This is a genomic window from Caldicellulosiruptor hydrothermalis 108 (assembly GCF_000166355.1).
GTDB classification, from domain to species: Bacteria; Bacillota; Thermoanaerobacteria; order Caldicellulosiruptorales; family Caldicellulosiruptoraceae; genus Caldicellulosiruptor; species Caldicellulosiruptor hydrothermalis.
In genome coordinates this window covers 889,209-904,583 of record NC_014652.1, presented here as the reverse complement: position 1 = coordinate 904,583, position 15,375 = coordinate 889,209, and the positions used below count along the sequence as shown (strand labels likewise).

Below are 15,375 nucleotides of genomic sequence, written 5' to 3'. Positions count from 1 at the left end.
ACTTCACCTCACAATATACGGGTTTATCATCACTTTATTTTTGTCAACCACTATCTCTATGGTTCCATTTAAATCTGTTCTATAAACCTTAATATTCCTTTCTTTGAGTCTTTGTAAGACCTCATTCGAAGGATGCCCAAAGATGTTGTCTTTCCCTACTGAAATTACTGCAAGTCTTGGCTTTACATTTTCCAAAAACTCTTCAGATGTTGCTGTGCTGCTTCCATGGTGCCCCACTTTTAAAATGGTCGCATGTAAATTAAACCTTTTCATGTATTCTATCTCAGACTCATATGAGGCATCACCAGTAAAAAGCATAGAAAAATTGCCAAAGGTCAGCTTCACAACAACAGAACTATTTTCATCTTCTTTTACCGGTGGGATAAAATAGGCTTTTAAATCCTTGTAGCGATAAACTTTCAAGCTATCTACTAACACAACCTTTTGCCCTTTGAACTTTTGAGCATTTTCAAAATAGACCTCTTTTGATGTTACAATCCTGTCGACTTTCATCTCATCAAGCAGATATTCAAAGTCTCCAATGTGGTCGCTGTGCTTGTGTGTCAAGACCAAAACGTCAAGTTTTGATACCCCTCTTTTGAGTATATACGGAAGAACTACTCTTTTCAAGCTGCTGAAATCTTCATACTCAGGTCCTGTATCAATCATCATTGAAAATCCCTTGTATGTAATAAGGCTACTGTCTCCCTGTCCTACATCTATTACGTTTATGATGAGCCTGTTGTAATTTATAAGTGTCTGTAAGATAAATGCCACAAGCAGTCCACAAATACTCAAATATATCACATATTTTAGTTGCCTGTTTATAAATTTTCTAAAAATCAAAGATGCCACGACAAGATAGTAACAAAATATTAGCTTCTCATCCCATAAAATGACTTTCACATGCGAAAACCCAACATGAGATAATCTTGAAAGGTACATTAGTACGTTCACACAGACTTCTAAAAACCATTTAAATGGTAATATATCTATATTGAAGACCAAAAATATAAAATACAACAGCCCACTTGGTACAACAGCACCTGCAACTGGTACAGCAACTATGTTTGTCAAGAATGAAATAACTGAGACCTCAGAAAAATAATAAGCCATCAATGGCAATATTAAAATTTGAGCAGAAATTGAAACTGCAATAAGTGAAGATACACCTCTTGGTATCTTTAACTTCGCAAAATACTCATATATCCCTTTACAAAACAGAATTATTGAAAGAACACTCAAAAAAGACAGCTGAAACCCAATGTCAAAAAGAAAAAGCGGATTTACCAAAAGCATCAAAACGCTTGATACAGCTAGGCTATTGAGCATGTCAGGATTTCTGTAAATAATCCTTCCAGCATAGAAGATTGCCGCCATAATTGAGGCTCTAACAACCGATGCCGACATACCTGTGACGATAGCAAAAACAATTATGACACCTATTATTAAAAAGTTTACTCCCTTACCATAAACCTTTAATATTCTTCTGAACAAAATCTCAACAAAAGCGCATAGCACTCCTACATTTCCACCAGAGACCGCAAGAAGATGAGCAAGCCCGCTTCGCTGAAAGTCTTTGTACATATCATCTGGAATTGTGGATTTGTTGCCAAGAATTAAACCTTTCAAAAGTGAAGATATATCATTTTTAAAAGACCTATCTATAAGATTATTTAGCATTGCAGAAAATCTATTGAGGAGGCTGAGAACATTTTTGCCTTGAGAGATAACCTCTACCTCTTTTGAGTAAAGTGTATAAATAGCACCTTTGCCTTTCAAATATTCCCTGTAGTCAAATCCGAATCTATTTGTCTTTCCTTTTGGAATTTTTAGTTTTCCAGAAACTTTCACATTATCTCCATAAAAAATACTTTTTTTAGACTCTGTTGTAACCCTAAGAGTAATAGCCTTTGCATTTAGCTTTGTTTTCAGATAAAAGGAAGTCTTTTTTTCACTTATCTCGGGAAATGAGCACACACTACCAACAATAGAAACATGTTTCCCATCCAGATTTTTTTGTGGTTCGTGGACATAGAAAATGTAGTGTGTCCTGAAAAGCTGAAGCGTAAGAAAAAGAAAACATAAAATAAACAAAAACTTTTCCTTTTTAAAGTACTGAGGAAAAAAATAGTAGGCAGCACACAGCGCTCCTAAAATTAGCAAAAGGCAAAATACAAGTGCCTCAATTTCTTTTATATTTCTGCCCAGAACAATTCCTATCATCATAAAACCGGCAACAAATAACGCCTTTCTTGTCATCGTTTTAGTACCCTGCTTTCTAACAAGTAGAAAATTTCATCATCTATCTTTAAATTTCCCTTTCCAACTCCTATACAAATCTCTGGTTTGTTTTCCCCGTGAAAGTCGCTTCCGCCGCTGATAGCAAGGTCAAGTTTTTTAGCAATCTCAAGTAGCATATTTGTCTCTTTTTGGCTGTGGTCTGAGTGGAAAACCTCAAGCCCGTCAAGCCCATATTCTTTTAGTTCCAAAAATACGTTTTCGCTTCCCTCTTCCAGATATAAATACTTGTGAGGATGTGCCAAAATAGCAAGCCCGCCTGCCTTTTTTATTGCCTCAATAGCCTCTTGAGGTTTTAACTTATCCTTTTTTACATAAGCAGGTTTTCCAAAACCTAAAAGTTTTTCAAACACCTCTTTTGTGCTCGAAAAATATCCTTTCTTGACAAGCACCTGGGCAATATGAGGTCTTCCTATCATCTCTCCCGAAGATAACTTTTCTACTTCATCCATCGAAATGCTGTACCCCATTTGCCTAAGCTTTTCAATTATCTTAGGGTTTCTTTCTTTCCTGAACCTTTCAAGCATCTTTAGCCTTTGCTGCAAGAATTCATTGTTAATATCTACAAAAAGCCCTAAAATATGCATTTCTATCTCAAAATCAGCGCTTATCTCAACACCGCTCACCACTTTAAGCCCAAGCCTGTTTCCCTCATCGATGGCATGTATTACACCATCTGTTGTATCATGGTCAGTTATGGCAATAGCAAAAAGCCCTTTTTCTTTAGCAAGCTTTACAACCTCTTGAGGAGTAAGCGTTCCATCTGAAAATGTTGTGTGAACATGAAGATCAATCATTTTGAGCAGCACTTCCTTTCCCTATTTATTATATCTTAAACTTAACAAAACAAAAAGGTGGCCTTTTTGCTCTTTTAAGACCACCTCAAAAGCTTAAACGAATGAACTTATAATTTACTTGCAATCTCGCGGGCAATCAAAACTCCATTTACACTCGCCTGCATAAGTCCTCTTGTAATTCCTGCTCCATCGCCACCAAAATAAAGGTTTTGAATTGTCAAACACTCAAAATTGTTCTTGACTTTTACCTCGTTTGAATAAAATTTAACCTCAACACCGTAAAGCAGCGTGTCAAACGATGCAACTCCCTGCACTACATAGTCCAAAGCTTCAATCATCTCTTTTATATCAAGCATAATCCTGTATGGCAAAACTAAGCTCAAATCACCGGCAACAGCATCTGTAAGTGTCGGTACAACAGAGTTTCTTTTTATCCTCTCCTCGTTTGACCTTCTACCTCTTATAAAATCACCATACCTTTGAACAAGTACTTTGCCTCCTGAGAGCATGTTTGCAAGTTCTGCAATGTACTTGCCATACTTTATACTATCTTTGAAGGGGTCTGTAAAGTGTTTTGATACAAGCAGAGCAAAGTTTGTGTTGTCGCTCTTTATATTTTTGTAGCTGTGACCGTTAACTACTGCCAAGTTGTCATAGTGTTCAACAGCAACATACCCACCCGGGTTCATGCAAAATGTTCTTACCTTGTCATCAAATGTTTTTGTATAGTATATGAACTTGCTCTCATAAAGATGCTCTGTTATCCCCTTCCATATATGATTTGGCGTCTCTACCCTCACACCTATGTCAACCCTGTTATTCTCACACGGGATATTATACTTTTCTATTATTTTCGAAAGCCAGCTTGCACCTTCACGCCCAACACATATCACAACATTTTTTGCATGGTATATACTGCCATCCTCAGCAACAACCCCTGCCACTTTTCCGTCTTCCACAATCAAGTCTTTTACAGGTGTTCTGAATTTTATCTCAATGTTATTGCTAAGGAGAAAATCCTGGAGTCTTTTGTATATTTTTTTTGCCTCTTCGGTGCCAAGATGTCTTATTGGACTTTCAACAAGCATGAGGTTTGCAACAGTTGCCTTCCTCTTTATCTCCTCAATCACCTGACTATTTGTACCATATACCTTAGTGTCTGCCCCATTTTCAAGGTATATGCTATCTACGTACTTTATGAGCTCTATTGCCTTGTTTTGCCCGACAAATTCTTGAATTCTGCCGCCAACATTTGGTGATAGTGACAACTTCCCATCAGAAAACGCACCTGCACCCGAAAATCCAGTTGTTATATTACAAGGTTTGCAGCCGCTACAAACATTTGTAACTCTCTTTGGACACTCTCTCGACTCGATGTCTCTTCCTTTCTCGAATATCACAACTTTTGCTGCAGAAGAAATTTTCACAAGCTCATATGCCGTAAATATCCCACATGGTCCTGCCCCTACAATAATGACATCATAAACTGTGTTCATATCCTTCACCCTTTTGCTTTTTGCAAAATTAAAATCCCCTTTGAAATATTACACCAAATAAGAGAATTTGTCTATTAAAAATTTACACACTTTTTTAATAATTGAGAAACGAAAAATCTAAATAAATGAGGTATTATAAAAGCAGAAGAAAAAATTTACAAGGAGGCAAGTATAAAAAATGAAAAGAAAACTGATAAGCTTAATTTTAGTATTCATCTTTACTTTTCTCTTATTAGTGCCGGTATATGCTGACCAAGATGCATCAGCTACTTCATCTTCTCAGACTGTGACAAGCTCAGCCTATAGCACAACCCAGGCACAAACTTATCAAACTACACAAGATACTACTTATTCTCAGACCTACAATACTCAAAATTCGACAACCACAACCACAACATATTCTTCAACTTATAGCACAAATTCAACCACCGAATTGATTCCACCTATTTCAAATGACAATGTGAATATCCAAGAACCACAGAAACTTACAAAAGAGCAGAAAAAGGCCATTAATAATCTCATTTTGCAAATAAATCAACTAAGAACAAAGTTTAACAAGATTAATGCTGAGGTAAATCATCTTAGGGCAAAGATAAATGCTTACATCCAAGCTGCAAAAAGATATGATAAGAATTTCTTTACACAGGAAATGAAGCAGATAATTAATGAGGTGAACAAGACAATATCCCAACTTCAAAAGGAACTCAACAAAAAGAACTTCTCATCTTCCAAGGTAGCAGAGCTCAACAATCAACTAAATCAAAAACTTAATGAACTAAAAGTGTATGAAGAGACATATAAAAATCAGCAGCAACAGGCAGTTGACCAGGCTGTATATCAAATAAAACAGTTTGTCGACCAGATACAACCAACAGTAAGCCAAAAGGTATACCAGATAAATACCATCGATAAGCAGATAAAAGTCAAACTCTATGAATATCACCAAACAATTAAAACTGGCGACTACAACAAAATGGTAAGCATATTGAATGAAGTGGTAAGATTATATCAAGCAAAAGTCAACATTATTTCTGAGATAAAAAATCTTTACACAGATGTTCTTTCCAAAATTGAAAACATCGTTAAAAACTCTCTCAATATGCCTAAAAAGTATATTCAGCCAACACCAGAAAAGAAAATCACAATCCCTGGCAAAGGTAACTCTAAAATAGAAATAGAAATAAAAAAGATTCCTCAGCAGCCTCACAAAGGAAAGAAGAAATAAAATTTTAAACTTATGCTCAAAACAAAAAGGTGTGCATCCGAAAAGAAGGATGTACACCTAATTTTTTTCTAAAAGATACTTCCAGTATCTTTTGGGCATGTTCTGCTGCTGAAGTTTTAGATTCTTCCTCTCTTCAATTGCCACTGCTTTAAAATAATTCTTCCACAGCATCTGAAACATCTCATCTTGATGAGTCACTTTCAATTTTAGGTTGTCACAAGTTAAAAACTGGACTTTTTTTCTATCGTAAATAGCAACTTTGTTTCGCTTCACATCATGGATGGCCCAGTAAAATTCATTCAGTCTATTTTTAAAAAAATATGCAATTGGTTTTATGATGTCGTTTTTGGGTTCAAACTTGGCATAAAGAAAACCTTTATCTGTCTCACAAAACCTCATAAGCCCCATGTACTTTCCTATTTCCCTGCTAACGTTTTTTGCCATCTTTTCAACTGCATTTACTATATCATCACTGTAAAGATACTTTATCTTTTTGCCATGTTCGAATACAAAAAATAGATATCTCAAAATATAACCCTCTTTGTCCTTAGTATCTGATAAAAATGCATAGTAAATCTTTTTGAAAACACTGCTATCAGCTTTTTCAATTATGCCCTTCCTCATTTCCAAAAACGTTTTGAAATCATTTTGAACCTCTCTTACACTATCTATGAACATCGGTTGGTACTCATTTTTTGAAACAATTATAGCCCTATCTTTATCTATACCTTCAGAAATTATGTGAAATGCCGCACACATAAAACCTTCGAATGTTCCGTCATACAAAAATATTTTGTACACCTTTTAAATCTCCCCTGTTATCACAGATGTAAATACTTCCCTATCAAAAAACGAAAGCTGCTGAGGTCTTTGCAAAGAATTTTTATCTGTTAGTTTTTGCTTTATTTTCTCAGGTTCTAAGTCAATCAAAAACCTTTCAAATGTCTTGCCGTTGCAAGTTATAAAATATTTTGCTCTTTTTAGAACAACACCCATCTTTTTTAAATCCTCAAAATCCAGAGAATGAAATACCCTGTTTTTTATTATCCTTCTTGCACTTTTTATCCCAATACCAGGCACTCTTATCAGTTCTTCATAACTTGCTTTATTTATCTCAATTGGGAATTTGTCAAGATTTCTCAGCGCCCACATCACTTTTGGGTCAACCTCAAGGTCAAGATTTTCATCTTTGCCATTAAAAAGCTCATCAGCAGAAAAGTTGTAAACTCTAATCAGCCAGTCTGCCTGATAAAGTCTGTGTTCACGCAAAAGTGGGGGACTTTCAACTTTTAATATTCTTGGGTCATGATTTACAGGCGTGTATGCGGAATAGTATACCCTTTTGAGCTTAAACTTCTTGTAAAGGTGCTGGCTTAAGTTGATTATTTTATAATCACTGTCATCTGTTGCACCAATGATCATCTGAGTGCTCTGACCAGCTGATACAAAATTTTTCTCTTCTTCAGCTACTTTTGTTATAAACTCCATAGGCTTTAATATACTCTCTTTTGTTTTATTGGGACACAAAAGCCTTAAGCTCTTTTCAGATGGAAGTTCAATATTGACGCTCATTCTGTCAGCCAAAAATCCAGTTTTTCTTATTAAATCAAGTGATGCATAGGGAATAGCTTTAACGTGTATATATCCATTGAACTGGTATTTATATCTCAAAAGCCAGATTGTTTTATATAGCATCTCCATTGTCCAGTCAGGTGAATTTTTAATGGCAGAGCTCAAAAAAAGTCCTTCTATATAGTTTCTCTTATAAAAGTTTATGGTCAGCTCAGCAACCTCTTGAGGCGTAAATGTCGCCCGTTTTATATCATTGCTCTTTCTATTTATGCAGTAAGCACAGTCAAAAATACATTCATTGGTAAAAAGAATCTTGAGAAGTGATATACAACGTCCATCATCTGTCCAGCTGTGGCAAATACCTGCAGAAAATGTTGAGCCAATTCCAAAATGTTTTTCCCTTTTGCTTCCGCTTGACGCGCACGAAACATCATATTTTGCAGCAGCACCGAGTACTTCAAGCTTTTCAAGTACATCCATTAAAATCACTTCTTTTTAAAGTTATGGGCAGTTATTATACCTATATAATAACCGAATATATATTCTATTTCAAGAGAAAAATTTAAGAGACCCTTCTCCCACAGCTATAAAGAGGAAAGGGTCTCTTATTATTCTTTGTGGAACCAACACATTAATACTTAGGCAACATCAATGCTGCCACCTCTACTGTAGTTATCAGGGGACATCTGCAGTTTTTAACCTTTTAATCTTCTTAGTATCATAACCTCTTTGGATGCAAGAGTAGCTTTTCCGCCCAAAACCTTCTGTGTTATCAACTCGTAATACTCATCTTTAAGCTCAATAATTACATCATAACCATTGAAATTCAAAAGAAACACGTATTCATTCCCATTCTTTTCTCTTTTTGTTATTTCAACACCTTCTGGCACAGGTAATATTGGTTGTACACCAGCCTTTTCAGCGTAGTACTTAACAAGGCATTCTATAAACCTTTGCTCTGGTCTTGTTCCAATATAAATTACCTTTCCATTTCCATAATCATTTTCAACAACTGCTGGCATTCCGCTGTAATAATCCTGTTCATAGTAAGCAAGCGCCCTTGCACCTTCAAGGTGAATAACGTCACAGATAAAATCACAATCGTATTTGCCATCAAGCTCACCAATAGGTTTTTCAAGTATAATTGCATTTTTCATATCAGGGAAAAGCGCATCAATCTCCTCAACCCATATACCACAAAGCTCCCTAAACCAGCCTGGATAGCCGCCAAGAATTACTCTGTCATTTTCATCCACAAGACCTGATAGATATGTTGTAATAAATATTCCACCGTTTTTTACATAGTTTTCTATGTTCTTTGCACTCTCTTCGTCAAGAAGATACAAAAGTGGTGCAACAACAAGCTTGTACCTTGTTAAATCTTCTTTCGGGTCAACAACATCCACATTTGTTTTTAGCTTATATAGCGCTCTATAGTACGCATCTATATGTTCAAGGTAAGATATATCATTTCTAAATCCCATACTCTCTTCAAGCGCCCACCAGTTTTCCCAGTCAAATAAAAGTGCAACCTCGCTCTTAGTTGTTGACTCCAAAATCTCATCTAAGCGCAAAAGTTCGTCGCCAATCTTTTTAAGCTCCTTGCTCACTCTCGTCTCAAGGTGTCCAACATGCGGAACCATCGCAGAGTGAAACTTTTCGCACGAAGCAACCGACTGTCTCCACTGGAAATACAGCACAGAATCAGCTCCGTGTGCAATTGCATGAAAGCTCAAAAGCCTTATCATACCAGGTCTTTTTGCAGAGTTGTACCACTGCCAGTTTGTCTGGCTTGGTGTCTGTTCCATCAAAATCCACGATTGGTCTCTCTTGAGTCCTCTCATGAGGTCATGTTTGAAAGCAATAGAACTTGGAGTATCTTTTATTGAAGGGTAATTGTCCCAAGATACAATGTCCATATGTTTTGCCCATTTGTGATAGTCAAGAGGCTTAAACGGTCCCATCAGGTTTGTTGTAACAGGGATATCTGGCATGTATTTTTTGATAATCTCAACTTCCATTTTGTAAAGATTTAGAAGGCTGTCTGACATAAACCTCTTGTAATCAAGCGAAAGTCCCTGGAATGAGCTTTTCTGCCTTCCAGGCATATATTCATACTCTTCGTTCAGATACGATGGAACTTCTATCTCATCCCAATCATAAAATGTATGTCCCCAGAAAGCTGTGTTCCACCTCTTGTTAAGCTCATCTAATGTTTTATATCTTTCTTTTAGCCACTGTCTAAAGGCCTTAGCACAGTTTTCACAGTAGCAGTAAGGACCATATTCGTTACTGATATGCCACATTATAACTGCAGGATGGTCTTTATACCTTTTTGCCATCTCTTCAACAATTCTTCTTGCTGCATTTTTGAAGTTTGGACTGTTTGGACAGTAGTTCTGCCTTGCCCCGTGTTTTCTCTTTCTTCCATGAATATCAACAGGCAACACGTCAGGATACTTTTTAGAGAGCCATGCTGGCTGAGAAGCTGTAGGTGTTGCCAAGATGACATGAATACCATCTGAATAGAGCTTATCAATTATTTTATCAAGCCATTCAAATGTAAATTCATCTTCATTTGGCTGAAGCTGGGCCCACGAAAATATTGGCATAGAAACTGCATTTACATTATAGTATTTCATATATTCAATGTCCTTTTCCCACACATCCTCTGGCCACTGGTCAGGATTGTAGTCTCCCCCGTGCAAAAATTTTTTCAACTTGATTTTGCCCATTATAAAAGCCTCCTTTTAAAATATAATGTCTACTTACCCTTACTCAATCGGAAAACCAATAACGCTCAAAAGCGCCATATTGCCAAGTCTTGTGTCAAGACGTGACATTTGAACAACAATCTCTTTGTCACTCTCAACAACAAGAGAATATGGAACTTCTTTTGGTATAATTAGACCTCCTATCAGCTCTGGCTTATTTAACCATGCATGAATTGTTCTTCGGGCTTTCACAACAAAATAGTCACTTTCAATTGGCTCTCTGTCTTCAAAAAACACAGTAAGCTTTACTTTTGCGTCGCTATCCCCTGTGTTTACTATACACAAACATTCGTGGCCAGGAATTGACATTGAACCTTCTGATGGAATGTAACCATCTGGTATCACCCAAACCTTTTTCCCCAGATGTTTCAAATTAATTACCTCCTCTCATTTGAAGATTTTATAAATTCCTTGACATAAACTCCAAAGCATCTTTTTGCATATTTAAATTAAATTCATGCCCATTTGGATAAAATTTGTATTCAAATTGGTTACCACAATCAAAATTTACAAAGTAACTTTTTATTCTTTCTACAGAAGACTGCATTGCATCTTTTGGAAAGAGACTATCATACTCACACTGCATAATAAAAAGTTTTCTTGGAGCAATCAAAGCTGCAACATCAGGCAGGTCAAGAACCCTTGTAAAACCCGGAATATGAACCATAAAAGTATGTCTTGCAGTTTTGCCAAGCATTTTTCTAAACTCTGACATAAAGGCAATGATGATGCTACATTTTATTTCATTTCTGAGGCTACTTAAAAAAAGTGTCCTAAAGCCCCCTAAGGAAAATCCCATGCAAACAATTTTGTTTTTGTCTATATCCTCTCTTTGCAAGAGGTAGTTAAGCCATGCCAAATCTTCGTTTAACAAAATACTTGGCCAGTTTGTACCATAAAGATTGATATTCTTAAACATCATAGGTTCAAGCTGTGAGGATATTTTATTGAAAATCCGTATGTACTCATACGAACCTTCTTCATAATTCAAAAGCTCATCTATTGAGTTGTCATCTGCTAAAAGACCAACTAATTCAGCAGAAAGCCTTCTTTTTCCAAAATAAAATGCATCGGGAGAAAATACAGCAAACCCGTTTTTTACAAACTCTAATGCCCACGGCAATGATGAGTAAAATTTTTTCTGGTATTCATTGACAAAAGTCTGGGTATTGTCTTGCCTGTATATTCTTTCTTTACCATAGTAGTAAAATCCACCATGGTCATGCAAAATGACCACCACAGGGTAAGGCGGATTCAAATTTCTTGGTTTTAAAAATACAGCTTCTGAGTAGACATCATTTACCTTCCCAACAATAATCTCTTCTTTAAATTCACCATGGTCAATCTCTAATTTTTTATCTTCCCTGAATATTAGGCTTAAATTCAGGTAAAGAAGCGACGCCAATTTATCTACAATTTCTCTTTGCTCATCAAAAGTTTTCTGATTTGAAACTTCTTCTCCCCACTTGGTGCTTTCAGACAAGCTGTTGTGTTTTCCAAAGTATTTCTCAAAAATTTCTAACATCATTATCCCCTCAGATATCATTTTTTTATGCCTTGTTAATTGCATTAATGTTGAACTTGATCTTATTATACTACAACTTTTCTTTGGATTGAATGATTTTGGTGTTTTGCAAATTAAGATTAATATCAATATTTTAAGATATTTAAAAAGGTTGCAAATTCATTGATTTGATTTTATAATTTAAATTGGTGTTATAAAACACATGCGCCCGTAGCTCAGAGGATAGAGCGTAGGACTTCGAATCCTGTGGTCGGGGGTTCGACTCCCCCCGGGCGTGCCAGGAAAAATCTAATTTGAAAGGCTGTTAAGGATTCTGAATATCGTGATTTTGCAAACATTTTGCTAACATACATCTTGATAAGATATAGAGTTATAAGCAATTCTATAAAACAAATCAGGCTGAGTCGTCGTCGGCTCAGCCTTTTTATATAGGCAGTCAAAAACAATTTTTCGTTTTTATCCATCAAATATGAGCTAATGTATCTTAAATTTTTTTAACGGTCTTAATTTTATTTTTAATTTTTTTCTAAACTTTATTCTAATAAAACGGGTTCTCATTTTAAAATAGGTTACAGAGTCTAAAGCTGATACAAATACAGATAACAAGGAATAGAAAAAGAAGAAAATAAATATAATCAATACTAACTTGTTTATATAATAACCTGAAGAAGATTGAATAGAAAAGTATGCTGTTATTCCATATAATATTGATGTCAAAACCAGTGAGAAAAAAGTCACAACTAAAGTAACTTTAAACGTATCAATAATACTCGAATACATTTTTTCTTTTTCTAAAAATTCTATAAATTCATTATCACTGGAACTAATAATTATCGCCAATGCTGCCAAATATATTGAGAACACAACTGATAAAACAGTTAATGCACCTGCAAAGATATCTTTTGCAAATAGTCCGTTTATTCGCCAAGGAAATATGAAAAACATAATAATTGCAACTAAAACAGATATAATAAAATCCCATGAAAAAAATATGTTTTTAATCTTCATTTCTCTTAAACCTACCTTTGATTTGGTCAAATGTCGACTTCAAACTTTTAATAATTTCTATCTTGTCCTCTTTAGGAGCTAAACTTTTTATGGGATTTTCTTTTGTACTTGCTGTTTTTTCTTCATTTTTAATGGTCCCCTTAATTTTCGCCTCACCATAACCATCTATTGCCATAACAATTCCACTAAACACTTCATCATTTTCTTTTATTTTTATTCCTTTTTTACTTTTGTATATTCCAACATAGGATTCTACTTCCATTTCACGAAGTTTTTCATCCAATCTTTTCTATATATGTCTATTACTTGGATTTGATGGGTGTAATTTTATTTCTATAAATTCTATTTTTTCGAAGTTTTTTATCGCAGTAAATATTTCTACTTCGTCACTGATCGATTGTAAATCAATATCAACAAACATATTATCATTTGCTTCTTTTATAAGTTTACAAAAAAATCGACTAAAAGCACTTGGAGTTATATCTTTTCCAACAGGATGATAAGCAATTATTTTACTATCTAAATCTAATATAAAATTGCTTTTCGCTACTGCTTTATCAGTTATTAGTGTATTCAATAAAACGTTGTTTTCTTCATCTACTATTTCTTCTTCATATGTACTTCTATATTTTACCAACAAGCCATATATGTAATCAGTTTCCTCATACCGGAATTTTTCTACATTAAAAAAACCCCATTTATAATCACGAAAACTAATTTTTACATTGCTTTTTAAACTATTTAGCAAAAATTCGTTCTTTTTTTCTCCCTGATACCAGCAAATAATATTTAATCTCCCAAAATAATAATATACTTCGTTTTTATTTATCTTCAAATTTTCCATAAGAAAATTTCACCTTCTAAGAAAACATTATTTTGTATTATATTTTACATCATATCGAACCAACATCGCAAGTATGTATAAAGGCCGGATAGTGTCAAGAGTTTGTAAGTAAATTTTTTTTAAATACGAGTGCATTTAAGAAATCTCCAGTACTTAGGCCTTTCAATACTCTAAACAACAAACCAACTTTTCCTCTTTCCAGAATTGGTATATTATTCTTTGTCTTCTCAACCTGTTTCTTTACCCTCTTAATACTTTTTCTCATAATCTCTTTTACCGCTTTTTCACTTTCGTTTCTCTTTTCTGCTTTCCGACAAATCTCATTTAAATATGCCTCTCCTAAGTTTACACCATTATACTTCAAACTCAATAACTTTATTCATTACCTCTACTCCTTCTTTGCTCCATCCTCTTGGTCTTGAACTCATCCTATCATCTAATACATGGCTTACATACCCTTCTGTACTACATCCTTGAAACATCCTTGTCGGGACTTAAAATAAAATTGTGTCCACTGTATAATTGGTATTGAAATAACCACCAAAGGGGGTTTACGATTATGGGGAAAAATGAAATTTTTGAAACCGCTAAAAATATGGCTATCGAACAAGTGCTGAATATGTATTGTTCCAAGAACGACCCTACTCGCCCAGCTCTAAAACAGCTAAAAGTAAAACTTGCTCGATTGCTTTATGTTATCAGAAAGAACTGTTTACCTTGCTAAACGAAAACGACAAAGGCAATGGCTTCTATGAGAGAAAACTTGCAATACCTGTTGGAAGTCTTGAAATTTCTGTTCCTCGTACACACACTTAGAACCTTTCGACCTTCTATCCTCCCTGACCGCTATAAAAGAGTTGATAGTTTACCTACTTACCTGCTCATGTCTTTAGTCGCCAATGGTTACTCTTGAGCGTTCTCTTGTCCAAACTCTTAAAAGCATGAATCTGCCTTATCCTGAAGACGAAATCGAAAAAATCAAAAGCGAACTTAAAAACGAGTTTCAACTTTTCAAACAAAGAGAACTTCGATGGTTGTGCTTTTGCTCTTATCATTGACGGTTATTCAAAAGCGAAATTAAAGATAACTCAAAAGTTAAACAAGCTACTTGCAATGTCGTGCTTGGCATCGATTTGGAAGGTAAAAAAAGACATCTTTGGAGTTTATACCTTTTTCGGCAAAGAAAACAAAGCCGATTGGATGAGAGTCTTTGACGACTTAATTACAAGAGGTCTTAAAAAAGTCTTAATAGTCGTAAGCGATGATTTCCCAGGCATAATCGATGCTGTTAGACTCGCTTATCCCCTTGCCGACCATCAACTATGTTTTGTTCACCTTCAACGCAACGTTAGAAAACAATAAACTTGAGATGATGCTTCTGTTTTCAAAAAAGAACTTGATAAATTAAGAACTTCCTCTTCTGATTTCGATGAAGCAGTTTTAAAGTTTAAAGATCTTTGTAATCAATATTCCTCAAAATACCCCAGATTCATAAAGGCTATTTGCGAAAAAGCCGAATTTTATCTTGCACATATGAAGTATCCTGAAGATTTAAGAAAGCATATCTATACTACCAATGCAGTAGAAAGTGTTAACAGTATAATTGAAAAAATAAAAATAACTTAGGGGCTTATTTTCAGACTGTAGAAGTTTTAGAAACAAACATCTATTCACAAAAAGAAAACTTACATCGGGTCAAGGGGAAAATGGAGTACCTACTCTTAAAAAATGTAGTTACAATATATTGCAGCTCTACTATATGCGTTATGAAATGGAAACACAATATTCTTGACAAGCTCTTCGGGTCTGTAAATAATTTTGTGTATTTAAATT

At 35.0% G+C, this 15,375-nt stretch carries 12 protein-coding genes, 1 tRNA gene and 2 pseudogenes; 3 read left to right on the top strand and 12 right to left on the bottom strand.

The window, feature by feature from the left end; translation table 11 throughout:
- Positions 1 to 3 precede the first annotated feature (3 nt).
- From CALHY_RS04355 to CALHY_RS04345, 3 genes are all read right to left on the bottom strand, one after another.
- Complete coding sequence (locus tag CALHY_RS04355; protein WP_013402790.1) at positions 4 to 2,262, bottom strand: DNA internalization-related competence protein ComEC/Rec2; 2,259 nt, start codon at positions 2,260 to 2,262, stop codon at positions 4 to 6.
- Positions 2,259 to 3,098, bottom strand: coding sequence for a PHP domain-containing protein (locus CALHY_RS04350; RefSeq protein ID WP_013402789.1), 840 nt, complete (start codon positions 3,096 to 3,098; stop codon positions 2,259 to 2,261). Before CALHY_RS04350 ends, CALHY_RS04355 begins: the two co-directional genes overlap by 4 nt.
- Positions 3,099 to 3,205: 107 nt before the next feature.
- Positions 3,206 to 4,594 carry an NAD(P)/FAD-dependent oxidoreductase gene (locus CALHY_RS04345; protein ID WP_013402788.1) on the bottom strand — a complete coding sequence of 463 codons (1,389 nt, stop codon included), beginning with the start codon at positions 4,592 to 4,594 and terminating at the stop codon, positions 3,206 to 3,208.
- A gap of 178 nt (positions 4,595 to 4,772) precedes the next feature.
- Between CALHY_RS04345 and CALHY_RS04340 the strand changes: the two genes are divergently transcribed.
- On the top strand, positions 4,773 to 5,819 hold the full coding sequence (locus CALHY_RS04340) for a hypothetical protein (protein WP_013402787.1): 1,047 nt from the start codon (positions 4,773 to 4,775) through the stop codon (positions 5,817 to 5,819).
- A gap of 57 nt (positions 5,820 to 5,876) precedes the next feature.
- Here CALHY_RS04340 and CALHY_RS04335 read toward each other — a convergent pair whose 3' ends face one another.
- The 5 genes from CALHY_RS04335 to CALHY_RS04315 form a co-directional block, all read right to left on the bottom strand.
- Entirely contained in the window at positions 5,877 to 6,620 is a 744-nt protein-coding gene (locus CALHY_RS04335) for a TIGR03915 family putative DNA repair protein (RefSeq protein ID WP_013402786.1), read from the bottom strand.
- A gap of 3 nt (positions 6,621 to 6,623) precedes the next feature.
- Positions 6,624 to 7,871: a putative DNA modification/repair radical SAM protein gene (locus CALHY_RS04330; RefSeq protein WP_013402785.1), complete on the bottom strand. Its 1,248-nt coding sequence runs from the start codon at positions 7,869 to 7,871 to the stop codon at positions 6,624 to 6,626.
- Between the two features lie 215 nt (positions 7,872 to 8,086).
- Positions 8,087 to 10,126 carry a beta-galactosidase gene (locus tag CALHY_RS04325; RefSeq protein WP_013402784.1) on the bottom strand — a complete coding sequence of 680 codons (2,040 nt, stop codon included), beginning with the start codon at positions 10,124 to 10,126 and terminating at the stop codon, positions 8,087 to 8,089.
- 39 nt (positions 10,127 to 10,165) lie between these two features.
- On the bottom strand, positions 10,166 to 10,537 hold the full coding sequence (locus CALHY_RS04320; RefSeq protein WP_013402783.1) for a sensory rhodopsin transducer: 372 nt from the start codon (positions 10,535 to 10,537) through the stop codon (positions 10,166 to 10,168).
- A gap of 28 nt (positions 10,538 to 10,565) precedes the next feature.
- Positions 10,566 to 11,690 carry an alpha/beta hydrolase family protein gene (locus CALHY_RS04315; RefSeq protein WP_041723106.1) on the bottom strand — a complete coding sequence of 375 codons (1,125 nt, stop codon included), beginning with the start codon at positions 11,688 to 11,690 and terminating at the stop codon, positions 10,566 to 10,568.
- Positions 11,691 to 11,894: 204 nt separating this feature from the next.
- Between CALHY_RS04315 and CALHY_RS04310 the strand changes: the two genes are divergently transcribed.
- A tRNA-Arg gene (locus CALHY_RS04310) sits at positions 11,895 to 11,970 on the top strand.
- A gap of 194 nt (positions 11,971 to 12,164) precedes the next feature.
- On the opposite strand, the gene CALHY_RS04305 is transcribed toward CALHY_RS04310, so the two are convergent.
- The 4 genes and pseudogenes from CALHY_RS04305 to CALHY_RS04290 form a co-directional block, all read right to left on the bottom strand.
- Positions 12,165 to 12,698: a hypothetical protein gene (locus tag CALHY_RS04305; protein ID WP_013402781.1), complete on the bottom strand. Its 534-nt coding sequence runs from the start codon at positions 12,696 to 12,698 to the stop codon at positions 12,165 to 12,167.
- Positions 12,688 to 12,981 (bottom strand): hypothetical protein, encoded by a 294-nt coding sequence (locus tag CALHY_RS04300; protein WP_148222342.1) that lies wholly within the window; start codon positions 12,979 to 12,981, stop codon positions 12,688 to 12,690. The genes CALHY_RS04305 and CALHY_RS04300 overlap by 11 nt, the downstream gene beginning before the upstream one ends.
- Positions 12,982 to 12,987: 6 nt before the next feature.
- Entirely contained in the window at positions 12,988 to 13,542 is a 555-nt protein-coding gene (locus tag CALHY_RS04295; RefSeq protein WP_013402779.1) for a hypothetical protein, read from the bottom strand.
- Positions 13,543 to 13,636: 94 nt separating this feature from the next.
- Positions 13,637 to 14,027: pseudogene (locus CALHY_RS04290) on the bottom strand (UPF0236 family transposase-like protein); the annotation flags it as partial.
- 74 nt (positions 14,028 to 14,101) lie between these two features.
- Here CALHY_RS04290 and CALHY_RS04285 point away from each other — a divergent pair.
- Positions 14,102 to 15,334: pseudogene (locus tag CALHY_RS04285) on the top strand (IS256 family transposase).
- Positions 15,335 to 15,375 lie beyond the last annotated feature (41 nt).